This window comes from Vibrio sp. SCSIO 43153 (assembly GCF_023716625.1).
In the GTDB taxonomy this organism is placed as follows: Bacteria; Pseudomonadota; Gammaproteobacteria; order Enterobacterales; family Vibrionaceae; genus Vibrio; species Vibrio rotiferianus.
The window spans coordinates 1,057,703-1,080,824 of the sequence record NZ_CP071855.1; the positions used below are offsets into that span (position 1 = coordinate 1,057,703).

At 43.5% G+C, this 23,122-nt stretch carries 19 protein-coding genes; 7 read left to right on the forward strand and 12 right to left on the reverse strand.

Translation table 11 applies throughout. The features are described 5' to 3' along the window. Window positions 1-27: 27 nt before the first annotated feature. On the reverse strand, window positions 28-1,962 hold the full coding sequence (locus tag J4N37_RS04865) for a PrkA family serine protein kinase (RefSeq protein ID WP_010447168.1): 1,935 nt from the start codon (window positions 1,960-1,962) through the stop codon (window positions 28-30). Window positions 1,963-2,455: 493 nt separating this feature from the next. On the opposite strand from J4N37_RS04865, the gene J4N37_RS04870 reads away from it, so the two are divergent. Beyond that, complete coding sequence (locus tag J4N37_RS04870) at window positions 2,456-3,217, forward strand: MipA/OmpV family protein (RefSeq protein ID WP_252041791.1); 762 nt, start codon at window positions 2,456-2,458, stop codon at window positions 3,215-3,217. Between the two features lie 49 nt (window positions 3,218-3,266). On the opposite strand, the gene J4N37_RS04875 is transcribed toward J4N37_RS04870, so the two are convergent. The 6 genes from J4N37_RS04875 to J4N37_RS04900 form a co-directional block, all read right to left on the reverse strand. Beyond that, window positions 3,267-3,767 (reverse strand): YfbU family protein, encoded by a 501-nt coding sequence (locus J4N37_RS04875; RefSeq protein WP_252041792.1) that lies wholly within the window; start codon window positions 3,765-3,767, stop codon window positions 3,267-3,269. Window positions 3,768-3,925: 158 nt separating this feature from the next. Further along, on the reverse strand, window positions 3,926-4,591 hold the full coding sequence (locus J4N37_RS04880) for an energy-coupling factor ABC transporter permease (protein WP_252041793.1): 666 nt from the start codon (window positions 4,589-4,591) through the stop codon (window positions 3,926-3,928). A 192-nt stretch (window positions 4,592-4,783) separates the two neighbouring features. Continuing rightward, the gene (gene pflA, locus J4N37_RS04885) at window positions 4,784-5,524 is read right to left on the reverse strand and encodes a pyruvate formate lyase 1-activating protein (RefSeq protein WP_252041795.1); all 741 of its coding nucleotides are present in this window, start codon (window positions 5,522-5,524) and stop codon (window positions 4,784-4,786) included. A gap of 144 nt (window positions 5,525-5,668) precedes the next feature. After that, the gene (locus tag J4N37_RS04890; RefSeq protein ID WP_029560949.1) at window positions 5,669-6,646 is read right to left on the reverse strand and encodes a lipid A deacylase LpxR family protein; all 978 of its coding nucleotides are present in this window, start codon (window positions 6,644-6,646) and stop codon (window positions 5,669-5,671) included. Window positions 6,647-6,797: 151 nt separating this feature from the next. After that, complete coding sequence (gene pflB / locus J4N37_RS04895; protein WP_252041796.1) at window positions 6,798-9,074, reverse strand: formate C-acetyltransferase; 2,277 nt, start codon at window positions 9,072-9,074, stop codon at window positions 6,798-6,800. Between the two features lie 306 nt (window positions 9,075-9,380). Further along, window positions 9,381-10,928 carry a DUF3360 family protein gene (locus tag J4N37_RS04900; RefSeq protein ID WP_010447182.1) on the reverse strand — a complete coding sequence of 516 codons (1,548 nt, stop codon included), beginning with the start codon at window positions 10,926-10,928 and terminating at the stop codon, window positions 9,381-9,383. Between the two features lie 584 nt (window positions 10,929-11,512). Here J4N37_RS04900 and J4N37_RS04905 point away from each other — a divergent pair. The 4 genes from J4N37_RS04905 (at window position 11,513) to J4N37_RS04920 (ending at window position 14,628) form a co-directional block, all read left to right on the forward strand. Beyond that, the gene (locus tag J4N37_RS04905; RefSeq protein ID WP_252041797.1) at window positions 11,513-12,283 is read left to right on the forward strand and encodes an ABC transporter ATP-binding protein; all 771 of its coding nucleotides are present in this window, start codon (window positions 11,513-11,515) and stop codon (window positions 12,281-12,283) included. A gap of 71 nt (window positions 12,284-12,354) precedes the next feature. Continuing rightward, window positions 12,355-13,125 carry an L-arginine-binding protein AotJ gene (aotJ, locus tag J4N37_RS04910; protein WP_252041798.1) on the forward strand — a complete coding sequence of 257 codons (771 nt, stop codon included), beginning with the start codon at window positions 12,355-12,357 and terminating at the stop codon, window positions 13,123-13,125. 81 nt (window positions 13,126-13,206) lie between these two features. After that, a complete protein-coding gene (locus J4N37_RS04915; protein WP_171358599.1) occupies window positions 13,207-13,947 on the forward strand; it encodes an ABC transporter permease in 741 nt (246 codons plus the stop codon). 3 nt (window positions 13,948-13,950) lie between these two features. Next, a complete protein-coding gene (locus tag J4N37_RS04920) occupies window positions 13,951-14,628 on the forward strand; it encodes an ABC transporter permease (RefSeq protein ID WP_010447189.1) in 678 nt (225 codons plus the stop codon). An 86-nt stretch (window positions 14,629-14,714) separates the two neighbouring features. Here J4N37_RS04920 and xthA read toward each other — a convergent pair whose 3' ends face one another. Further along, on the reverse strand, window positions 14,715-15,521 hold the full coding sequence (gene xthA / locus J4N37_RS04925) for an exodeoxyribonuclease III (protein ID WP_045388207.1): 807 nt from the start codon (window positions 15,519-15,521) through the stop codon (window positions 14,715-14,717). Between the two features lie 177 nt (window positions 15,522-15,698). Between xthA and J4N37_RS04930 the strand changes: the two genes are divergently transcribed. After that, window positions 15,699-17,816, forward strand: a complete 2,118-nt coding sequence (locus J4N37_RS04930) for a methyl-accepting chemotaxis protein (RefSeq protein ID WP_252041799.1) — start codon at window positions 15,699-15,701, stop codon at window positions 17,814-17,816. A 91-nt stretch (window positions 17,817-17,907) separates the two neighbouring features. Here the strand turns inward: J4N37_RS04930 and rsmS are convergent, their stop codons facing one another. Genes rsmS through dinG form a run of 4 tightly spaced genes read right to left on the reverse strand, consistent with a single transcriptional unit; the run spans window position 17,908 to window position 21,489 of the window. Next, window positions 17,908-18,072: a pleiotropic regulatory protein RsmS gene (gene rsmS, locus J4N37_RS04935; RefSeq protein WP_010447195.1), complete on the reverse strand. Its 165-nt coding sequence runs from the start codon at window positions 18,070-18,072 to the stop codon at window positions 17,908-17,910. Continuing rightward, a complete protein-coding gene (locus J4N37_RS04940) occupies window positions 18,072-18,617 on the reverse strand; it encodes a primosomal replication protein (RefSeq protein WP_071235714.1) in 546 nt (181 codons plus the stop codon). The genes rsmS and J4N37_RS04940 overlap by 1 nt, the downstream gene beginning before the upstream one ends. Continuing rightward, on the reverse strand, window positions 18,614-19,399 hold the full coding sequence (locus tag J4N37_RS04945) for a sulfite exporter TauE/SafE family protein (protein WP_252041800.1): 786 nt from the start codon (window positions 19,397-19,399) through the stop codon (window positions 18,614-18,616). Before J4N37_RS04945 ends, J4N37_RS04940 begins: the two co-directional genes overlap by 4 nt. A 14-nt stretch (window positions 19,400-19,413) precedes the next feature. Further along, the gene (gene dinG / locus J4N37_RS04950) at window positions 19,414-21,489 is read right to left on the reverse strand and encodes an ATP-dependent DNA helicase DinG (protein ID WP_252041803.1); all 2,076 of its coding nucleotides are present in this window, start codon (window positions 21,487-21,489) and stop codon (window positions 19,414-19,416) included. Between the two features lie 513 nt (window positions 21,490-22,002). Here dinG and J4N37_RS04955 point away from each other — a divergent pair. Then, entirely contained in the window at window positions 22,003-23,034 is a 1,032-nt protein-coding gene (locus tag J4N37_RS04955; RefSeq protein ID WP_071235711.1) for a porin, read from the forward strand. Window positions 23,035-23,122 lie beyond the last annotated feature (88 nt).

The following is a 23,122-nucleotide window of genomic DNA, read 5'->3' on the forward strand; positions in this document are numbered from 1 at the left end:
TTTCACAAGCGACCTAACTCAAACTAGTTAGGATGACTTACGTACTCGTAGGTACCACTCAGAAAGTAGGCGAACCTGTTTCTCGGTATAGCCTTTTTCCATCATGCGAGCGACAAAGTCGTCGTGCTTCTTCTGATCTTCAGAAGAGGTTTTCGCATTGAACGAGATAACCGGAAGTAGCTCTTCAGTATTGGAGAACATTTTTTTCTCGATTACCGTACGCAGTTTTTCGTAGCTGGTCCAAACTGGGTTTTGACCATTGTTATTGGCTTTCGCACGAAGCACAAAGTTGACGATTTCATTTCGGAAATCTTTAGGGTTAGAGATGCCAGCCGTTTTCTCGATCTTCTCTAGTTCTGCGTTTAAAGATGCTCGGTCGAATAGCTGACCAGTTTCTGGGTCACGGTACTCTTGGTCTTGAATCCAAAAGTCGGCATAAGTGACGTAGCGGTCGAAGATGTTTTGACCATACTCAGAGTAGGACTCGAGGTATGCAGTCTGAACTTCTTTACCAATGAACTCTACATAACGAGGTACTAGATAGCCCTTCAAGAATTCAAGGTATTTCTCAGCAATTTCAGAAGGGAATTGCTCACGCTCTACTTGCTGTTCAATTACATAGAATAGGTGAACAGGGTTCGCTGCTACTTCTGTTTGGTCGAAGTTGAATACGCGAGACAAGATCTTAAATGCAAAACGGGTTGATAGACCGTTCATTCCTTCATCAACACCTGCATAGTCACGGTATTCTTGATAACTCTTCGCTTTTGGATCGGTGTCTTTCAGCGTTTCGCCATCGTATACACGCATTTTCGAGAAGATGGATGAGTTTTCAGGGTCTTTCAGTCGTGAAAGAATACTGAATTGAGCAAGAGTTTCGAGTGTGCTTGGTGAACAAGGTGCTTTAGACAGTTCACTGTTTTCAAGCAGTTTCTGGTAGATCTTCACTTCTTCCGACACTCGTAGACAGTAAGGCACTTTCACAATGTAAACACGGTCCAAGAACGCTTCGTTGTTCTTGTTATTGCGGAAGGTTTGCCACTCAGATTCATTTGAGTGCGCCAGAATCATACCGTCGAATGGAATCGCCGATAGACCTTCAGTTCCGTTGAAGTTGCCTTCCTGAGTCGCAGTCAAGAGTGGGTGTAGCACCTTGATTGGCGCCTTGAACATCTCAACGAACTCCATTAAGCCTTGGTTCGCTTTACATAGCGCGCCAGAGTAGCTGTAGGCATCTGGGTCATCTTGTGAGTAATGCTCTAACTGACGAATATCGACCTTACCAACTAGGGACGAAATGTCTTGATTGTTTTCATCACCCGGTTCGGTTTTTGCGATACCAACTTGATCCAAGATGGATGGACGCACCTTGAGTACTTTAAACTTGGTGATGTCCCCGCCAAAGTCGTGTAAACGCTTCGCAGCCCAAGGAGACATGATTGACCGCAAGTACCGATGTTCAATACCATATTCTTTTTTCAGAATCTCCCCATCTTCAACTGGATTAAATAGACAGAATGGATGGTCGTTTACTGGGCTTCGTTCGCCATTTGCGCTCAAAACATAAATAGGCATTTTTTCCATCAATGCTTTCAGTTTTTCGGCAAGAGATGACTTACCACCACCGACAGGGCCGAGTAGGTATAGGATTTGTTTGCGTTCTTCCAGACCTTGTGCAGCATGTTTGAGATAAGAAACAATCTGCTCAATCGCATCTTCCATGCCATAGAAGTCTTTGAAGGTTTCATAACGCGAGATGACACGGTTAGAGAAGATACGGCTCAATCTTGGATCTTGGGCAGTATCAATGACTTCTGGCTCTCCGATAGCCAAAAGCAGGCGTTCTGCAGCATTAGCGTAAGCGCTTTTGTCGTCTTTACACAGGGCTAAGAAATCCTGTAACGACATCTCTTCATCTTTTGCAGCTTCATATCTTGATTGATAGTGGTCGAAAATACTCATGTCGCTTTCCCCTTTAACTAGTCAGTCTACCGACGAACGTTGACGCAGGCTTACCCACCTTCAGTATGCTCTTCGTTGTATGAGCTTATACGTCCTATTATCACGTTTGGTTTGTACTCTAGGTCAGCTAAACAACACCAAAGACTTTGCTTTATGGACAAATTTCACAACAACTGAGAACGATGGATAAGTACCTTTCAATCACTCCCTTTCTCCTTCTAAGCCTAGTCGGGGATTTCCAATTTTGCTTAACAATTATGAATTTATTGCAAAATTGACACTTGAATCACGAACACGATGAATGTCTATTCACTAGATCAATGAGAGCGGCAAGACAAAAACAATACATTGACTAGTAGTTAGTCATAGAACGAGCACTTGGTTGATTTTGTGATTGAAGGCTGAACATTTTTGTAGCAAAAGCGTAAATTGATTTTATGTACGTCGTGCGGTAACCTTGCATTGGTAATGTGAATGTATTTTTGAGGGTGGTATGGTTAAAAGGTTATCGATTGGTTGTATTTGGTTCTTATTGGCTAGTTCCGGATGGGCACAAGCGTCTCAGTGGTCATTTGGTGCGGCTGCATCATACTCACCTGCTGTCTATCAAGATACACCATCAAACCAGATAGTTATTCCAGTTATTGGCTATGAAAGTGACCGATTTTTTATGCGTGGTTTTAGTGCCGGATATCGACTTTTCCCGGTAAGATCCGCGCAAAATATTATTTTCCGATTGGTTTATGACCCTCGCACTTTGAAGCCTCAGGATTCAGGTGATGTCGGAATCCAACAGATGGATAAGAGAAAATCAACGGTTTTGGGCGGGGTTAGTTATCAACTTATTACGCTGGCAGGGTTACTCGAAGCCACAGTTGGGAGCGATGTTGGTTTTGTTCACAATGGATTGTATGCAGAAGCTGCATGGCGACTGCCAATTAGACAGAGAGGATGGACGGTCATTCCTTCAGTAGGTTATGCCTATAACAGTTCACGGCTCAATGAGCACTTATATGGCGTAAGTAAAGAAGAAGCAGTAAGAGCGCAGGCTGTGGGATCTACGATTTCTGAGTTTAATGCTGGCTGGGACGGTCAGTACTTTATCGGATTATCAGGTTTTATGAATTTGACCAACCATTTACGCGTGACAGGAGGGGTGAGGTACACAAACTATGAAGGAAACATAGAGAAGAGCCCTTTGATTGAAAGCGGTATTCATACCTCTGCAAATGTTGGTGTCACTTATTCTTTTTAAGGAAATAAAAAGGTTAAGAAAAGATAAGGGGGGAACTCCCCCCTTTGTACTAGGCGTTAAAAATTTGCGCCAATTCGTTTGCACATAAGTGGTATTGACGAGGGCAGTTACGCCATGTTTTTAACATACGGCGGTACTTTTCTAGCATTGGCATTTGGCTATTGAAGTGATGATCTGCTTTATCAAATTGAGGGTAAAGTCCTTCTGAATCCACTAGGAAGCGTACGTAATGCACTTGTTGTGCTTCCGTTGCGATATCAAAGCCAAGAAATTGAAGACGACGTTGATCTACATTACTGCGCTCTTCATCATCCAGCATTTTGTGCGACTCTTGCATTGCATGGTACATCTCCATGATGTCGATGATTTCACGACATTCAGTTTCAGTTATGCAGCCAAAATCTTTGTTCAACTCGCGCATCTGTAGCTCGTAACCACGCTCCACAATCATTTGTAGACGCTTGTATTTAGCCGCGTTGTTAGGGTCAAGCTGAGACATTAGGTTGTACTGGTTTGATAGGATCAAACGTTGAGCGTTTGACATTTCCATGGTGACCTCACTAAATAATCTAATACATTTTTAATGTGCTTAGGTTAACGTTTCGGACGAAGGTGAAACATGATCTCAACACATATTTAATATGAAAAATGGCAAGAATTATCGAATCTAGCCAGTTTACAAACACCGTATTAACGAGTGATTACAGCTTATTTATGGTAATGGTTGTATATGTAATCTCGGTCTGAGAATACCCTAAGCCATTCAGGTTTGAAAACCGTCAACACAGCCAGTGACATTCCGTTGAGAAGCCCTTCAGGGAAGGCAAGCAGTGGGACAAAAATGAAATAATTGTGCTGGATAGTTTGCCACTCGTAATGACCCATAGAAAGATGATAAAAAGAGTTTATCAGTAGGTGGAGACTGCCAGTAAGAGCGCCATTGAAAAAACCAGCGACAAAGATGAAGACAAATATGTTTCGAGGAAGGTATTGATAGCTAAGTAGAAAAATGAAGTAGCTAATTAGTATTGGCGCCAATGCTGAAAGTACCAGCGTACTCGGTAACATCAATAGTGGTATGTCATGAATCAGGTGATTAATAAACATGGCAGGAATACAGAGCAAAAATGCCATGCGCCAGCCATACATCATGGTGAGTGTGGTGAGAGCGAGAAAATGTATCTGTAGGCCTTCCTTTATGCCTGCTTGCGCAGACCATAAAACACTTAGAATGAAGAGAGTTGCAAAGACTAAGTGTTGAAATGGCTTTTCTTGTTCCATTTTAGGCCAAATGACTTTTCGCCAATCGGGTAAACAATAAACGACAGCGACCCAGCAAATAATGATGACCGAAACGAAATTAAACCAATCCATGTGTTGTCCCAACGCTTTTCCAGTGAACTTTACTTACTGTTTAATATCCCTAATACGTCTAACATGAGTTGGATAGCGCACAAAATCTGTTAGTTAGTTCGACTAGTTTGTACGACACATATGCCGACATATAGGTAAAAAAATACCAGCAAGTTGCTGGTATTTTTAATCTATTCAATAACCTGATATGACTTAGTATTTCACATTTGCGTGATATTGGGAAAGGATTGACTGGATTTCATCCATTGTCTCTTTTGATGGTGGATTTACACCCTCAAGCGGATATTCAACACCAAGCGCTTCCCATTTATGTGCACCAAGTTTGTGGTAAGGAAGAAGCTCTACCTTCTCAATATTGTCCATATCTTTAATGAACTCGCCCAGCATGTGTGCTGCTTCTGGTTCGTCTGTGTAGCCAGGAACCACTACATAACGAATCCAAGTCTTTTGACCAATCTTATGTAGGTAACGAGCAAAGTCTAAAACACGACGGTTAGACACACCGATAAAATCTTGGTGGATCTCATCTTTCATGTGTTTTAGGTCAAGCATGACTAAGTCTGTTGCATCCAGTACTTCATCGATAACGTCAGTATGCTTGCGAATGTAGCCGTTTGTATCCAAACACGTGTGGATCCCTTCGGCTTGAGCAGCTCGGAAGAAATCACGCACGAACTCTGGTTGAAGCATTGCTTCGCCACCAGAGCAAGTAATGCCACCACCTGATGCGTTCATGAAATGACGGTAGGTTTTTGCTTCAGAAATAATTTCATCAACCGTCACTTCTTTACCATCATGAGTATCCCATGTATCACGGTTATGGCAATACTTACAGCGCATTAAGCAACCTTGCAAGAAGACGATAAAACGAATACCAGGTCCGTCTACGGTACCACATGACTCAAATGAGTGAATACGACCAGTTGTTGACATCTTTTGCTCTCATTTTTAATAAATTCTGACCGTTATTTTATTACAAATTGAAGGGTTAAAACAGTCTAAGAGGGCTTTCGATAGCTATATAGTGGGGAAAGAAAGCGGCGAAAGAATGCACTCACGCCGCATCTAGAGTTTTATTTAGAAGAAGGCGAATAAGGAGAGAGAACCGGTGCCATAAACGTCGGTTTGAGCTTCTTTGTAATCAGGTGTTTTTACCGTGAACGTTAAGCTTGCGCCATAGTTTTGATTGTACCAAGTCGCGCCAGCAACCGCGCTAGCTTGCCAGTTCTGTAACGTTACATCATATTGTTCAGAGGGCTCTGGAAGAGCAGAACGGTCACCTTCAATGGTAATGTCATTGAAACGGTAGCGACCTTCGAATCCGGTAAACAAGAACCAGCTAGAGGTGCTTTTGGCCAGCATACTTGCGTGGAATGGGCTTTCAACACTGATATTCGCGGCGCCAATGCTGTTGCCTAGGTTTGTGCCCCAACGGAACATTACACCTTGAGATACATCGCTGCGGAAATTACCTGCGTTAATGTCGTTTACATTGGTGATCTCCCACTGTGTGCTTTCACCTTCACTGCGCATCAGTTTGTTGAATGCACGGTAGCCAACGCTAAAAGCAATTTCGTCATCGATTTGATACTCCCAGCCTTGAGGATCTGTTGAGCCTGTAATGCCGTGAACGATTTGTTGTGCTTTCTCAGACAGTGAGCTTTCACCTGTTGCGCCAATAGTAAAGTTATAGCGAACCGCTTGGTCAGGGGTGAGTGAGATATAGTTGATTTCAGTATGCAAGTAACCGGCGTAAGGGCGATCATTAATGAGAGGGTAGTCAGCTTCAATGTCACTTGGAGTATACATTTTGTGGCCGAGCACGATTTCAATCTTGTCTACGTTATTTTGGCTGTTGTCATTTAGTGTGAGCCACTTCCACTCTGAGTCTTCACGCAGCTTTTCGGTAGCGTACGAGAGGAATAGACCGTTGGTATAGTCTTGGTCCACACCAAATATTCCGTCGTTATCTAGCGTGAAGGAAACTGTGGATTTAGAAGAAGCGAAGGCAGGAGAAGCTATCAAAGCCACAATGATATATTTATTAAGTTTCATAGGCATTTTTGTGAGGATTTTCCGCATCATACTCAAGTTATGCTAGAAAATCTCAGGGTGGGTCACAACTTCGAACCAAGATAATAAAAAAGGCTGACGCATTGCTGCGTCAGCCTTTCAGTTATCACTCAAAGTGCTACTTCAATGAGTCTTATAGAGACTCAGTGAATGTACGTGCGATTACGTCAGCTTGTTGCTCTGCAGTTAGAGAGTTGAAGCGTACAGCGTAACCAGATACACGGATTGTTAGCTGAGGGTATTTCTCTGGGTGCTTAACAGCGTCTTCTAGAGTTTCGCGGTTAAGTACGTTCACGTTAAGGTGTTGACCACCTTCAATGCCAGATTCGTGGTGGAAGTAACCATCCATTAGACCAGCTAGGTTAGCGCGTTGTGAACTTTCATCTTTACCTAGAGCGTTAGGTACGATAGAGAACGTGTAAGAGATACCATCTTTAGCGTGAGCAAACGGTAGTTTACCTACAGACGTTAGAGACGCTACAGCACCTTTTTCGTCACGACCGTGCATTGGGTTAGCACCTGGTGCGAAAGGAGCACCTGCGCGACGACCGTCAGGCGTGTTACCAGTCTTCTTACCGTATACCACGTTTGAAGTGATAGTTAGGATAGACTGAGTTGGGATTGCATCACGGTAAGTCTTAAGCTGACGAATCTTGTTCATGAATACTTCAACAAGTTCACAAGCGATATCATCTACGCGAGCATCGTTGTTACCGAATTTAGGGTAGTCGCCTTCGATTTCGAAGTCGATTGCTACGCCATCTTCGTCACGAACTGGTTTAACTTTCGCGAATTTGATTGCAGATAGTGAGTCAGCAGCAACAGATAGACCAGCGATACCACAAGCCATAGTACGACGAACGTCACGGTCATGTAGAGCCATTAGTGCAGCTTCGTAGCTGTACTTGTCGTGCATGAAGTGAATGCTGTTTAGTGCAGTCACGTACTGCTTAGCTAGCCAATCCATGAAGTGGTCTAGTTTGCCCCAAACATCGTCGAAGTCTAGAACTTCGTCAGTGATCTTAGGCATTTGAGGACCAACTTGGATCTTCAGTTTCTCATCCACACCGCCGTTGATAACGTATAGAAGAGTCTTAGCTAGGTTAGCGCGAGCGCCGAAGAACTGCATGTGCTTACCAATGATCATTGGAGATACACAACATGCGATTGCGTAGTCATCAGACTCGAAGTCTGGACGCATTAGATCGTCGTTCTCGTACTGGATTGATGAAGTATCGATAGATACTTTCGCACAGAACTTCTTGAAGCCTTCAGGTAGTTGCTCAGACCAAAGAACAGTGATGTTTGGCTCTGGAGAAGGACCCATTGTGTATAGAGAGTTTAGGAAACGGAAGTTTGAACGCGTAACTAGCGTACGACCGTCAAGACCCATACCACCCATAGACTCTGTTGCCCAGATTGGGTCGCCAGAGAATAGATCATCGTACTCAGGAGTACGTAGGAAGCGAACCATACGTAGTTTCATTACGAAGTGGTCGATCATTTCCTGTGCGTCAACTTCAGTGATCTTACCTTCAGCGATATCACGTTCGATGTAGATATCTAGGAAAGTAGAAGTACGACCTAGAGACATTGCTGCGCCGTTTTGAGATTTAACAGCTGCTAGGTAACCGAAGTAAGTCCACTGGATAGCTTCTTGTGCAGTTTCAGCTGGACGAGAGATGTCACAGCCGTATTTAGCAGCCATAACTTTCATTTGACCAAGTGCACGGTGCTGCTCAGCAATCTCTTCGCGAAGCTGCATAGTCATCTGTAGATCTTCACCGTTCTCAAAACGCTCTTGTAGAGACTTGAATTGAGCTAGCTTGTCTTGCATTAGACGGTCGATACCGTATAGAGCAACACGACGGTAGTCACCGATAATACGACCACGACCGTACGCATCTGGAAGACCAGTTAGAACGCCTGATTTACGACATGCTAGGATATCTGGAGTGTAGATATCGAATACGCCAGCGTTGTGCGTTTTACGGTATTCTGTGAAGATTTTCTTAACTTGTGGGTCAAGCTCGCGATCGTAAGCTTTGCAAGAACCTTCAACCATACGGATACCACCGTTAGGGATGATTGCACGCTTAAGAGGAGCTTCAGTTTGTAGACCTACGATAGTTTCTAGGTCTTTTTCGATGTAGCCTGCATCGTGAGCAGTGATGGTAGAGATAACTGAAGTATCGAAATCAACAGGAGCGTGAGTCGCGTTCTCTTGTTTGATACCTTCCATTACCTTAGCCCAAAGCTTGTTAGTCGCTTCAGTACCTTCAGAAACTAGGAAAGATTCGTCGCCTTCGTACGGAGTGTAGTTCTTCTGAATGAAATCACGAACGTTTACTTCGTTTTGCCAGTCGCCTGCAGCAAAACCTTCCCAAGCTTTAGCAAATTGCTCTGCCATGACATACCTACCTTTGTAGTAGAAAAAAATACGTACTGGTTCGCCGTTGAGCCAGCTATCTCCACTGTTAGATGGAGAACAGTACACTCTTAATGAATAACAATATGTATAGTCTTAAATAAGAAAATGTGGGTCATAAAACTATAAATATTGTCACTGCTAACAATGTGGGTTCTTCCCAACCACAATTCAAGGCTACACTAAAAAAATTTTGCAAACCTTAAACTAAATCAATAAATACTAAAAAATCTCGATAAAAATTGGGTAGCGACAAGCGCTACCCACACAATTTTTGAACGAATGTCATTATAGCCAAGCTTTAATGCCATATTGTCCTTCTAGCATACCTACTGCAAGCATAGCGACTAAACAGATAACAAGTACACCTACAGGGATCACAATCTTGTCGACAAATGATAGGCGAGATGCACGCTCTTTATCACCAATTAGACCGTTGTTGTCTAGAAGCATCGTCAGTGCCCAAGCTAGAACTGGGTTAACAACTGCTGAACCAAAGATACAGATACCTGCTGCTTGAGAATCTTTTGAGTCTTTCACCATTTGCATACCTGCTTCAAGTAGAGGTAGAGATACACCTACAAGAAGAGCAACACGCATTACTGGTGGCCATACCGCGATATCCATTGGGAAACCAAGGATTGCGATGATCATTACTAGAAGACCAAGAAGGATAGCACCACCAGGGATAGGGCGTTTCGCGATCGCTGCTGGGATCATGTAAGTACCCCAAGATGAAGTGATGTTACCACCACCTACTGCTGTACCTACCATTTGGCGGATAGAACACATTGTCATTGTGTCATCAACGTCCATCAGTACTTTTTCAGTCTTTTTAGGGTAGTTCAGTTCTTGGAAGATACGGTGACCTAGGAAGTCAGGAGACCACATAGCTACAGCAAGGATTGCAAATGGTAGCGATGCGATGAAGTGTTCCATGTTAGGAAGACCTAGCATCCAACCTTCTTCAGTGCTGCCCCACCAGTAAACAGGGTTTAGGTTAGGAAGACCTGTTTCAGTTACGAACTTAATATCGAAACCGGCACCTAGTACTAAAGCGATTGCAAGGCCAGTGAAAGCACACACTGGGATTGCTAGCCAACGCTTGTTCACTTTTGCAAGGAATGCGTATAGCGCGATAGTGACTGCCAGTACAATAAGACCAACGTAGCCCATGCTGCCAGCTTCAACGGTAGAAGATTGTAGGCCAACTGCCCAATCTTGAATCGAAGTGATCTGGCTCATGGTACCCGTTAAGCCTAAAAAGATAAGCAAGCCACCAGCCGTACCTTCTGAGGTGAGGTTCACCAGTTTAGAGCCGCCTTTCAAGGCACTCAATAAAAGACCGAATACACCGATTAAAATTGCCAATGCAAGAGGGTGAGCACCAGCTAGAGCGATGGTACCAATAAGAGGGATCATTGGGCCGTGGTTACCCGCAAGGTTGGCTTTAGGGTTAATAAAACCAGAAGCAAGTACACAGAAAAGGAGTGCAGGGATAAGCATTTCTACACGCGCAACTTCGATTGCAAAATCCTTGCCTAAGTTTACGTGGTCCCATGCTGCAGTAAGGCCTTCAGCCCAAGACATCATTACCGCAGAGTACATTGCGATAATACCGATAGTACCAGCCAGTGCTGGAACAAGGTCTTCAAGCTCAAAGCGGAAATCACGACCTGGCAAGTTCAAGCCAAAGCGACGTGGCTTCATGATTTGCAGTTCGTGGTCTAGGTAGTCTGAACGGCTTGCGAACTCAGAAGATGGACGATGAAGCTCTTTGTAGCTCTTTGTCTCAATATCTGAATCAGAGTGCGCTTTATTTACTGCGTCTGACATAGATTCCTCATATGTTTAAAAAGTTATTAATTCTGAATTGAATTTTAAAATCCGCGTCCTGCGGTACTTCCTATGCTAGCTATTATTAGGATTTTGTTGCACGTATACCTCGTGCCTAAGCATAGCTAATAACCTGTTGTGTTGAGGCACAAAAAATTCCTCATCATTGAGGCGGAGTCTAACAAGATAGCCCTTTGGGGTGATTGATTTAGATCACTTTAAGAATAGATGTGAAAGAAAACTACAGAAAGTGTCCAATATGCGAATGAGCTGGTTTTTATTGATGTAATTTGATTACACAAGTTGCATAAAATTAGACTGATTGGGGGCTCATTCTAGAAGTAAATAACGAAATGGAGTGAAACATATTTTTAACGACTAAAGATGTTTCAAAAAACTATTAATGCACTTAATGTAGGGTATTGTGCCTTATTTTGAATATATATGCTTATATTGTGTTGCCTTACTCTTGGGTGGTAAAGTTAATAACTTGTTGCATGTTTTTTTGTGTGGTGATAATTTGTTCCCAAATAAGGAGGGCGGAGTCCCTCTAAGCAGTGACATTACACAGGGAGTAAAGCGCAATGAATGATGTACCAGCGCTAGATATAAAAGACCTGCACAAAACATTTGGCCAGAATGAAGTACTAAAAGGTATTTCACTTGCCGCACATAAAGGGGATGTTATCTCTATCATTGGCTCTTCTGGTTCCGGTAAGAGTACCTTCCTCAGATGTATCAACCTTCTTGAAACTCCAACTGCCGGTGAAATTTGGGTAAACGGTGAGCTTATTCAGATGAAATACAATCGAGCAGGGGAGTCCGTTCCTGCCAACGAAAAACAAGTACAACGTATTCGCTCTCGCTTAGCGATGGTTTTCCAAGGCTTCAACCTTTGGTCCCATTTAACCGTTCTAGAAAATGTGATTGAAGCACCAGTTCACGTACTTGGTGTACCTAAAGCGCAAGCGATTGAAAACGCGGAGCTACTGCTGAAGAAGGTAGGGTTGTACGAGCGTAAAGACTATTACCCTGGGCATCTTTCCGGAGGTCAGCAACAACGCGCGGCGATTGCTCGTGCACTTGCCGTTGATCCAGAAGTCATGTTGTTTGATGAACCGACTTCTGCTCTTGACCCAGAGTTGGTCGGTGAAGTTTTGGGTGTAATGAGAGATTTGGCCGATGAAGGTCGAACTATGCTCGTTGTAACCCACGAAATGGCATTTGCACGCGATGTATCTAACCATGTGATGTTTTTACATCAAGGCTTGGTGGAAGAACAGGGAGATCCAGCTAAGCTATTTACAAACCCAGATTCAGAACGATTACAGCAATTTATTTCATCGATCTACTAATCTATCGTGGTTCACACCACATAAACAAAGCAAACAAAACGATACAAAATAACAATCACAGGAGTATGGAAATGAAAAAGTGGTTATTAGCAGCGACGCTTGCTGCTACTGCGGTATCTGGTGTAGCTCAAGCAAAGGAATGGAAAACGGTCCGCTTCGGTATTGAAGGTGCATACCCTCCATTTAGCTGGACAGAAACTGATGGTTCTTTGAAAGGCTTTGATGTTGATATGGCAAACGCACTTTGTGAAGAAATGAAAGTAAAGTGTAAGATTGTTGCTCAGGATTGGGATGGCATCATTCCTTCTCTACTCGCTCGCAAATATGATGCGATCATCGCTGCAATGTCGATCACTGAAGAGCGTAAGAAGAAAGTGGACTTCACAGGTAAATATGCTCTGATTCCAAACAAATTTATTGCTAAGAAAGGTGCAAATCTAGATTTTGACAACCTCGATGGTCAAAAGATTGCCGTTCAACGCGCAACTACTCACGATAAATACCTGACAGATAACTATGGCGATAAAGTTGATATCGTTCGTTACGGATCATTCGACGAAGCCTACCTAGATCTTGCAAACGGTCGTGTCGCAGCAGTACTTGGTGATGCTTCGGCACTAGAAGAAGGTGTACTAAACAAAGCGGGTGGCGACGCTTACGAATTCGTTGGACCTTCTCTGACGGATCCTAAGTGGTTCGGTGATGGCTTTGGTATTGCGGTTCGCAAGCAAGATAAAGACCTAACTAAGAAACTAGATGCTGCTATCTTGTCATTACGTGAAAAAGGTGTTTACCAAGAAATTGCAGGTAAATACTTCAACTACGATGTTTACGGCGAGTAAGCTGTAACTAAGCGATCGTTGGCTTGTTCCTAGAAGTAGCCAACGGTCGATCTTTTGAGTTTAGGGATTAGGAACTCACCTATGCTGGATCTACAAGGATATGAAGCCTCGATCTTAAAAGGGGCTTTAGTAACTATCGAAGTCGCGGTACTTTCTCTGCTGTTAGCTGTCATTCTCGGTATGCTTGGGGCGTTGGCAAAACTAGCACCATACAAGTGGGCGAGGGCTATTGCGACACTTTACACCACCATCATTCGTGGCATTCCGGATTTAGTTCTGATGATGCTGATCTTCTTCGGTGGTCAAATTCTATTAAATAACAGTCTTTATTCGATAAATGAGACACTCAATGATTGGTTTACTGCCAGTGATCCTAACCATGAGTGGACTTCTTACTTGCCGGATTATATTGATGTCAGTCCTTTTATTGCTGGCGTGCTGACTATTGGATTTATCTTTGGCGCTTACATGGCTGAGACGTTTCGTGGCGCGATCATGGCCGTAGACAAAGGCGAATTAGAGGCGGCAAAAGCTTATGGCATGGGCCCGGTGATGTCGTTTCGCAGAATCTTATTACCTCAGATGATTCGACATGCCTTACCAGGTTTTGGTAATAACTGGTTAGTTCTACTGAAAACGACGGCATTAGTATCCATCATTGGTTTGGAAGATATGGTACGCATGAGCTCGTTGGCGGCGGGTACAACCAAAATGCCATTCACGTTTTATATGGCGGTTGCGATCATCTTTTTGTTCTTTACTAGTGTTTCAACAGGTTTACTTAAGCTGGTTGAACGAAAATTCAGTATTCACGCGAGGTAAACCATGGATTTTTCATTGATCGTTGAAAGTTTCCCGGTCTACCTTGATGGGCTGTGGACAACGGTATGGCTTGTTGCTTTAGCGCTGGTGATTGGTCTGTGTGTGTCGATCCCTCTCGCAGTTGCACGTAATAGCACAAACTACGCCTTGAGTTTACCATCATGGGCATTTATCTACTTTTTCCGTGGAACTCCTTTGCTTGTGCAGCTCTACCTTATCTATTACGGTATGGACCAATTCTTCCCGGTGAAAGACACACTATGGGAAAACGCTTGGTTCTGTGCGCTAGTGGCTTTCGTACTGAATACATCAGCCTATACGGCGGAAATTATTCGTGGGGCAATTAATGGTTTGCCTAAAGGTGAAGTGGAAGCCGCTAAAGCATACGGTATGAGCAAGTTTATGACTTATCGCCGCATTATTCTGCCAAGTGCATTGCGTCGTGCACTGCCAGCTTACTCTAATGAAGTCATCTTCATGCTCCACGGTAGTGCGGTTGCAGGTATTATTACCATTATGGACCTGACAGGGGCTGCTCGTTTGGTGAATTCTCGTTATTACGCACCATTTGAGTCATTCTTGACTGCGGGATTATTCTATATGGCACTGACCTTCATCATTTTGTGGTGCTTTAAAATGGCAGAGAAGCGCTTCTTGGCATATCTAAGACCGTTGAGCTAAATCCTTAGACAGCTAACAAGCAAAAAGAGCGCCTATTGGCGCTCTTTTTCAATTTAAAGACTTTTCGATTTGGAGAAAACCTAGAACTATTCGAATGTCGACCAGATCGGTGCGTGATCAGACGGTTTCTCAATACCACGTAGTTCGTAATCAATGTCCGATTCAACGCATTTCTTCGCAAGTGATGGTGTTGCTAGGATAACGTCAATGCGAAGGCCACGGTTGTCATCAAAACCACGAGAGCGGTAATCAAACCATGAAAAACGGTCATTGACTTCTGGATGCAAGTTGCGGAAAGTATCCTCGAAACCCCAATCTAACAACGTTTGCAACCATTCACGTTCTTCTGGTTGGAAAGAACATTTACCTGTCTTCAACCAACGTTTACGGTTTGGTTCGCCAATGCCGATATCCGCGTCAATTGGGCTGATGTTAATGTCACCCATGACAATCAATTGTTCATCGTTAGAGTGATGATCGTTTAGATAAGTCATCAAATCTTTGTAGAACTGACGTTTGTATGGGTACTTGGTTTCGTGAGCAATGTTGTCGCCTTGCGGGAAGTAACCATTTAGAACCGTTACCTTTTCTCCATGCTCATCTTCAAATGTCGCCATGATCATGCGTTTTTGATGTTCTTCATTGTCGGTTGGGAAACCTTTTTGAACGCTGATTGGCTCTTGTTTACATAGCATAGCCACACCGTAGTGCGCTTTCTGGCCGTGAAAGTAAACTTTGTAACCCATCGCTTCGACATCTTCGATTGGAAAAGCTTCGTCGTGTACTTTGATTTCTTGAAGGCCAATAACGTCTGGCTGATGCTTGTCGATAAGCGCTTGTAGTTGATGCAGACGCGCACGAAGTCCATTGATGTTAAAGCTAATTACTTTCATTTTTTATCCTTCTGAGAGGGCGTGTTTGAGCATGATGTTACCATCGCAAAGCCGAGCTGAAAACGGTTCTCATGTAATCAAATTAAGTTTAAGGAATTGTTAAATATGTAATTGCTATTGTCCCTGCGTATGGTTTAATGAGTCTCAAAAATGAGTTTGCTTGAATAAGGATGTTGTATGCGAACCCTATCTGTGCAGTGGAAAATCACGTTACTTTCCGGGCTTTGCCTGCTTGTTACTTCTTTATCTTTGATTGGCTTTTCAGTTTACAACGCGCTCGGCAACCAAAAATTGTTGCAACAAGAGAGCAGTGCGTCTGTTGTTGAAAAGTCGGAACAACTTTTACAAACCCGTGCGCTATTGAATGCGACGGAAGTGTCTGAGTACCTCAATGAAGCGACATATAGAGCCGAAATGTTGGCTGCGAACGCGTTATTCTTCAAATCTAATTCAGAGGAGAATTTTGGTGCGAGTGAAGATCTTCGGTCAGCTCTGAATGAAATGATTCGACAGGCAGTTTTGCGTTTTGATGCGATACAAGCTGCGTACTTGGTGTTTAATCCGGACATGCTAGACAGTGAAGACTCAAACTATAAAAGTGCCGACTATGTAGGTTCTAATGAAGCGGGACGATTTGCAACTTATTGGTCAAAGGCAAACAATGGCGAAAATGTGCTCGCCAAGACTCTCAGTGAGAAAGTGCTGAATCAGAATGAGAACGCTGAACGTTTTTATTGTCCTATTTCTTCTGGCCAAACGTGTGTTGCTTCACCTCGATTGAACAGCAATGATACTGGCAGTTTCCTCACGACTTCCATTTCTATTCCTTTAATTGTGGAAGGCGTTCCTATCGGCTTCTTAGGGATCGAACTTCGTTTGGATCAGCTGGCGAAGATTGCGACCAATTCTGATCAAAGTTTGTTTGCAGGAGTCGGAAGCGTGTCAATGATCAGCCTTGATGGCACGTTACTCGCGTCGGATGATTCAGCAAATACCATTGGTCAACCTTTTGTTAGTTCAAACCTATCCAATGATAAGCTAACCGATTTCTTGTTTGGGGGAGAAGCTGCAGTAGAGTGGAACGCTTCAGGTGAGTGGATGACGGTTTTCTCTCCTATTCAAGTTGCTAACCAGACTTGGGGGGTGATCTTTGAAATGCCGCGTTCGGCCGTATTGGCTGATGCAGACATGCTAGATACCTTGATCACGACGAATATGGAAGAAGGGATCATCATCGAGGTTAGTGTCGGTGTTGTTCTAGTACTAATTGGCTTAGCCACGACAGCGTTATTGGCAAAAACCATTGTAAGGCCAATTAGGGAAGTCGTGCTTCGCTTGGAAGACATTGCAACGGGAGAAGGGGATCTAACCCAACGTTTGAATGTGCAATCACAGGACGAAATTGGCCAGTTATCAAACGCATTTAACCAATTTTTAGCGCGATTACAGAGCACGATAAAACAAGTGGTTGACACTTCACGACAAATGGCGGGAAAAACCGAACATGCGAAGCTGGTGGTTGCGGCGACAAGAAGCAGTAGTGATGCACAATTCAAAGAGGTTGATCTCGTTGCCACTGCCGCTGAAGAGATGACGCAAACCGCGGCGCTGGTGGTGCAAAATGCGGAAGTTGCGGTGAATGCAGCTTCAGCAGCAAGCAAATCAGCCGAGAGAGGGCAGCAAGTGATTCAAGCGTCTGAGCAACAAATGCAAGCGCTGCTTTCTACTATGATGAAAGCCGTTCCTGTGGTGGAAGAGTTGGCAAATAACAATGCGAGCATTACAGAAATTCTGACGGTCATTGAGGGCATCTCTGAGCAAACCAATTTATTAGCGCTTAATGCTGCTATCGAAGCCGCACGAGCAGGTGAACAAGGTAGAGGTTTTGCCGTGGTTGCGGATGAGGTTCGAAATTTAGCAAGTCGTACTCAAAGCTCTGTAGGGGAAATTCGAGATGTGATCGCTAGTGTCCAAACTGGAACACAGGCGGTAGTGGGAGCTATTACAGAGGGTAATCAAAAAGCACAATCTTCAGCTGAACAAGTCCATATGGCAGTAGAAGAGTTGCAAAGTATTTTTGAGTCTATTGCTGCTATCAATGACATGAACAGTCAGATCGTCAGAGCGGCCGAAGAGCAGCAATCGGTATCAAATGAAGTGAATCAAAGTGTAGCGAATATCCGAGACCTTAGCAGCGAGATCCTCAATCAGGCTCAATCATCAGAGAGTGCTGGTTCAGAGATGGAATCGTTGTCTGACCAACAACAAGCGTTGATGGCGCAGTTCCAAGTCTAATGGCTTTTAAGCCACTTTTGTCCGCGCAATATAAAGGGGAGCATTGATGCTCCCCTTTATTGTGTTTAAGTGTTTGTTTCCAGATAACGCTTTATTCAGCTTTAAGCTTATTTTCCAAATCGCTTTGCACAATCTTAATCGCTTTCAACGCTGTTTCTGGATCGATCTCATTGGTTTCTAATAAGTAAATCAAATCCACAGCAAGTTTGATCTCCGCTGGCGCGTCATCAAGAGGGGATTTTGGTTGTTCAGGCATTACTGGTTTTTTTCCCTATGAGTAATTTGGTTTTCCAATTTAAGAAGTGCAGCTTCGCAACGTTGTAGTCGTTGTTCTGTTGCTAATAAGACTTTCTGAGCTTCAGCCCTTGCAAAGCTTGGTGCCATTTCGACGGCCCGTTCTTTTTCTAATACCATTTCGCGTAAACGACGAGCCCATTCTTGGTGCTGAGCCAGTTCTTGGTAGAGAACGTTAATTGGTTTTCTGAAATGGCTGCTGTGTTTGATTTCACCTTTACGGATTTTGGTCGTAGAAATTTCGCGTTGAATAGCTGTTATTTGAGCGACAAGTCTTTCGGTCAGGTACTCTGCACGAAGTGCTGTGAGTTTTTCTTCTTTCTGTTCACGGACAATAGAATCAAGTGTTGCAGTTGCTTCTTTAACACAAGGAACCAATAACCGAGAACGGCAGTGGAACAAACGTTCATCAAAGAGAGGGACATGATGCTCACCGCGTTGGCGATCAAGTGCCGCTGCTTGGTTAGACATCTGTTCTAAGTTTTCAGAAAGTTGTTTAATGTTCATGCTAATCCCACAAACCACGCGTCATAAGCAAGTTTAATTGCTAATACACTTACTACGGTAACAAATACGGGGCGAATGAATTTAGAGCCAAATCGAATCGCGGAATGCGCACCAACAAAAGCGCCCGCCATTAAACAGACCCCCATGGTTAAGCCCAGTACCCAGTTGATATGACCTAAAACTGCAAAAGTGATAAGAGAAGTAAAGTTGCTAGTAAAGTTCATTGCTTTGGCTAAGCCTGACGCAAGCAAGATGTTCAGTCGATAAAGAGCCATCGAACTTACCGTCCAAAACGCGCCTGTACCAGGCCCTGCTAATCCATCATAGAAGCCGATCGTAAAACCTTGCATATACTGCTTTTTATTGAGCATAGGGCAAGGTTCAGGGGTTGGGCTTTGATGTGTTGATTGCGGTGTTTTGTGGAATACGGTGTACATGGCGGCCGCAAGAATAATTAGAGGTAAAACCTTCTCTAACCACTCTGTACTAATAGCATCAACAAACAGCGTTCCTAATGTAGCACCAATGAGTGTTGCTACAAACGCTCGTCCCCAGCACTGTGGTTTGAACAAGCGCTTTCTATAATAGGTAAAAGCGGCAGTGGAAGAAGCAAAAGATGCGGCTAACTTGTTGGTACCTAATGCAATATGTGGCGGAAGGCCTAACGATAGCAAAGCAGGTACGGTTAACATGCCACCACCACCGGCTACAGCATCAATAAATCCAGCAACAAAAGCGACGAGCGCCAGCACCAACAACATGGTTGGCTCAATCATTTCCATAAATAGTTATTCTTCTAATATTCGATCTTGCGTTTAAACGGCGGAAGCGAGTCAATTAAAGCTTGCCCGTAGCGTTTTGTTACTAAGCGTCTATCAAGGATGGTCACTCTACCAGAATCGCGTTCTTTGCGCAGTAAACGACCAACACTTTGAATCAGCTTTTTGCTCGCGTCAGGCACGGTGATCTGCATAAACGGATTCCCTCCTTTCTTCTCTATGTATTCCGAGTGTGCTTGTTCTACCGGAGAAGTAGGGACACCAAATGGAATCTTAGTAATGATGAGGTTTTCTAGTAGCTCTCCCGGTAAATCAAGACCTTCCGAGAAGCTTCCTGTACCAAAAAGAATGCTAGTTTTCTGCTGATCTACGAGCTTTTTATGTTTTTTTAGAATTTCTGTGCGTGAACTTTCGCCTTGAACTTGTAGTGCCCAGCCCCGTTTTATGCAATCTGAACTTAACGCATCCGCTACTTGGTTCATTTGCCAATAAGAGGAGAATAATACTAAGTTTGCTTTGTTGTCTTCTAAATACTTAGGCAAAATTTCAATAAGATATTCGGTAAATTGCGGCGCTTGAGGCTCATACTTCATCGCTGGAATCAAAAGCTCGGCTTGGTTTTGATAGTCGAACGGAGAAGCTAATGCTAAAAATTGAGTTCCTGACTCAGGTTTCGCATCGACACCTACTTGATGACAGAAGTAATGGAAGGAGTTTAGTGCGCGCATCGTTGCTGATACAAGGACTGCACCAATGCAGCGGCTCCAGATTTGTTGATCGAGTTGCCAGCCAATCTCCAGTGGCGAAACACTAACAATATAATCGCCTTCTTGGTCTGGGTGTTTTTCTAGCCATCGAGCCAGAGGAGCGCCTTTGTCGCGGGTGGGCTCTGCCATTAGGTTCCACACCTGTGCTAGGTTTTCCAAGCGCTGAATATAAAAACCTAATTCAGCGAGGGCTGGTTCTGCTAACCTTGATGAAAGTTCACCATCTTTCACTCGCTCAGCTATAAGATCGGCGATCTTAGCCACACTTTGATTCGCTTTCTTACTTAGTTGCTTAAGATCTTTAGATTGATTTTCTAACCAAGTGGGCAGCTCGCCATGTTCAAAGCGATAAATGTTTTCTTCGAACTGTGCAGGATCGAACTGTTTGGTTAGTTGGCTCAGTGCAGGGATGAGCTCTTGCACCGATTCCTGTAAATCATTGCGAAAACGGGCGACACGCTTCTCATCAGCTAAGGATGAAAACTTACTGGTCGATTGGTTGAGCTTCTCTAGCCAAGCTGCCGCACCTTTCAAGCTCGCAGATGCGGATGCATGGTCGCGAGCTACATGGGGTAGGTGGTGGGCCTCGTCAAACACATAAATCGTGTTTTCAGGCTCAGGGAGAATCACGCCACCGCCTAAGTCTGCATCAGCCATCACTAATGAATGGTTGGCAATGATGACATCATTCTTGTCTAACTCTGCTCTAGCTTTCTGAAAAGGGCAGTTGCGATGGGCAGGTAAGCTATTATTACAGCTGTGCTTATCACTCACAATAAGCTGCCATAGACGATCATCTATTGGCTTTGGCCAAGAATCACGGTCGCCATCCCACTTACCTTGAGCAAGAGAACGATACATGGTCTCCAGAAGATCGATGTCTTTCTTTTTTGGTTTAGTCTCGAACATGGCGAGTTGGCCACCATCAACGCCGCTCGCTGTTGCAAGTTTCTCTGCGCAGCAGTAGCGCTGACGACCTTTTGCCAGAATAAAAGAGAACTCTCGATCTGTAATTCGGCGGAAAAGAGGGAGGTCTTTATTCACTAACTGTTCTTGTAAAGCCACAGTTGCAGTCGATATAACTACTTTACGGTTGTTATATACCGCAACGGGAATCGCCGCCATTAAGTAAGATAGAGATTTCCCGATCCCAGTACCAGCTTCAGCAATTAGCATACGATTTGATTTGTGGTATTGCCCGCATAGCGTTTTTGCAATCTCAGCGACTAGATAGTTTTGTGCTCGACGTGGCACAAAGTTGTCCAGTTGAGCTTGTAAGTTCTGATAGCTGTTTCGAATCGACTTTTGAATGTTACTGGTTAGCATACGGGCCTCAAATGCGTTGGTGGCGCATAGTAGCACACTTCACTAGCTGTACAGTAGTTCACAAAATGGAATGCTTTTGTATGGAATGTAGATCTTGTTCACAAAAAAATATTGAACCTAATTCAAATGAAAATAATTTCATGGAATGAAATATATAAAACTTCAAAAATACCTTTTCAGTAGCATTTTATTCTAAATTAATGGTTTTTTATATTGGTTATCAAAACTTAAGGCTGGTTATTGATGGTTAGATAAATTAATAAAAATCAAGTCGATTGTTTAGAACTTCATCGAATAATTTAAATATAAAAAATCAAGTTATTGTTTTTAAAGTGTATTTTTGTTTTTTGATGTGGATATTTAGAAAATTTGACAGGCAGAATAATCTTTTGCACTCTAGTGCCCAGATTTTGTAAACCAACATTGTTACGCTTCGATAACAAGTGGTTTCGAAAATAAAAAAAGGGAATCGGACAAGGATATCCCAAACTAAGAAAAGGCAGTGGATTAATTATGAAAAAGACTCTATTAGCTCTAGCTGTAGTTGCGTCTGCAACTTCAGTAAACGCAGCTGAAGTATACAAAGCTGAAGGCGGTTCTGTTGATTTTTACGGTCAACTACGTCCAACTCTTTTATTCCTAGATAGCAACGACCACACAGCTGAGCTAAACACTAGCTCTTCACGTATGGGTGTTAACGGCGTTTACGTTGTAAACGACAGCCTAAAAGTTCTAGGTGAAGTTGAGCTAGGTGTAGGTCTAGGTGACAACTACGGCGCTGAAGAAAACTCAAGCGAGCGTACAGACGATACAGTATACGTTCGTCGTCACATCATCGGTTTCGACATGGGTGAAATGGGTACTATCCGCTTCGGTAAAGAAGGTACTTTCGCGGATGACGTTTACGGTGCTGATTACTCATACTTCTTCGGCGGTTCTGCACTTCTTTACGGACACGCTTGGAACAACTCTTCTCAAATCAAATACGCATTCGAAAACGATGCATTCTGGCTAAAAGCTGGTTACGCACTAGGCGAAAATGACAAGAACGAAGAAGTTCGCGAAGTATTCGTAGGTAAGTCTTTCGGTGACCTATCTATGCACGCGGGTGTTCTATCTTCTGAGAACAAGATCGCTTCTAAAGGCAACAACAGCGAAAACCTATCTTTCGAAGTAACTGCTGAGTACGCTCTAGGTGAACACACTCTAGGTGCAACATACTACTACAACGAGAACGATGACAAAGCTGCAAGCGAAACAATCGACTCTCACGCTCTTTCTCTAGCGGGTATGTTCGCAGTTGCTCCTAAAACAACTCTTTACTCTGGTTACGAGCTAGTAGCATCTTCTTCTGACAAAGCTGGTAAGAAAGACGGCGACCAATCTAAGTTTTACGCTGGCGTTGAATACAAGTTCTCTAAGTGGGCTCGCGTATTCGCTGAAGCTGGTTACAACTTCGATGGTGATAAGCTAGAAGCTGGTAAAGCGACTGTAGCAACAGATTCTAAGACTGACTTCGGTGTTGGTGCACGTTTCTACTGGTAATCAAAACCCAGTTTGATATTGTAAGACCCAGCTTTATGCTGGGTCTTTTTTATTGAAGATAAGGAATATAAGTCTATGCAGTTATCAC

Coding starts and splice junctions, on each gene's coding strand:
- J4N37_RS04865 (WP_010447168.1), bottom strand. CDS start 1,962: ATGAGTATTTTCGACCACTATCAATCAAGATATGAAGCTGCAAAAGAT.
- J4N37_RS04870 (WP_252041791.1), top strand. CDS start 2,456: ATGGTTAAAAGGTTATCGATTGGTTGTATTTGGTTCTTATTGGCTAGT.
- J4N37_RS04875 (WP_252041792.1), bottom strand. CDS start 3,767: ATGGAAATGTCAAACGCTCAACGTTTGATCCTATCAAACCAGTACAAC.
- J4N37_RS04880 (WP_252041793.1), bottom strand. CDS start 4,591: ATGGATTGGTTTAATTTCGTTTCGGTCATCATTATTTGCTGGGTCGCT.
- pflA (WP_252041795.1), bottom strand. CDS start 5,524: ATGTCAACAACTGGTCGTATTCACTCATTTGAGTCATGTGGTACCGTA.
- J4N37_RS04890 (WP_029560949.1), bottom strand. CDS start 6,646: ATGAAACTTAATAAATATATCATTGTGGCTTTGATAGCTTCTCCTGCC.
- pflB (WP_252041796.1), bottom strand. CDS start 9,074: ATGGCAGAGCAATTTGCTAAAGCTTGGGAAGGTTTTGCTGCAGGCGAC.
- J4N37_RS04900 (WP_010447182.1), bottom strand. CDS start 10,928: ATGTCAGACGCAGTAAATAAAGCGCACTCTGATTCAGATATTGAGACA.
- J4N37_RS04905 (WP_252041797.1), top strand. CDS start 11,513: ATGAATGATGTACCAGCGCTAGATATAAAAGACCTGCACAAAACATTT.
- aotJ (WP_252041798.1), top strand. CDS start 12,355: ATGAAAAAGTGGTTATTAGCAGCGACGCTTGCTGCTACTGCGGTATCT.
- J4N37_RS04915 (WP_171358599.1), top strand. CDS start 13,207: ATGCTGGATCTACAAGGATATGAAGCCTCGATCTTAAAAGGGGCTTTA.
- J4N37_RS04920 (WP_010447189.1), top strand. CDS start 13,951: ATGGATTTTTCATTGATCGTTGAAAGTTTCCCGGTCTACCTTGATGGG.
- xthA (WP_045388207.1), bottom strand. CDS start 15,521: ATGAAAGTAATTAGCTTTAACATCAATGGACTTCGTGCGCGTCTGCAT.
- J4N37_RS04930 (WP_252041799.1), top strand. CDS start 15,699: ATGCGAACCCTATCTGTGCAGTGGAAAATCACGTTACTTTCCGGGCTT.
- rsmS (WP_010447195.1), bottom strand. CDS start 18,072: ATGCCTGAACAACCAAAATCCCCTCTTGATGACGCGCCAGCGGAGATC.
- J4N37_RS04940 (WP_071235714.1), bottom strand. CDS start 18,617: ATGAACATTAAACAACTTTCTGAAAACTTAGAACAGATGTCTAACCAA.
- J4N37_RS04945 (WP_252041800.1), bottom strand. CDS start 19,399: ATGGAAATGATTGAGCCAACCATGTTGTTGGTGCTGGCGCTCGTCGCT.
- dinG (WP_252041803.1), bottom strand. CDS start 21,489: ATGCTAACCAGTAACATTCAAAAGTCGATTCGAAACAGCTATCAGAAC.
- J4N37_RS04955 (WP_071235711.1), top strand. CDS start 22,003: ATGAAAAAGACTCTATTAGCTCTAGCTGTAGTTGCGTCTGCAACTTCA.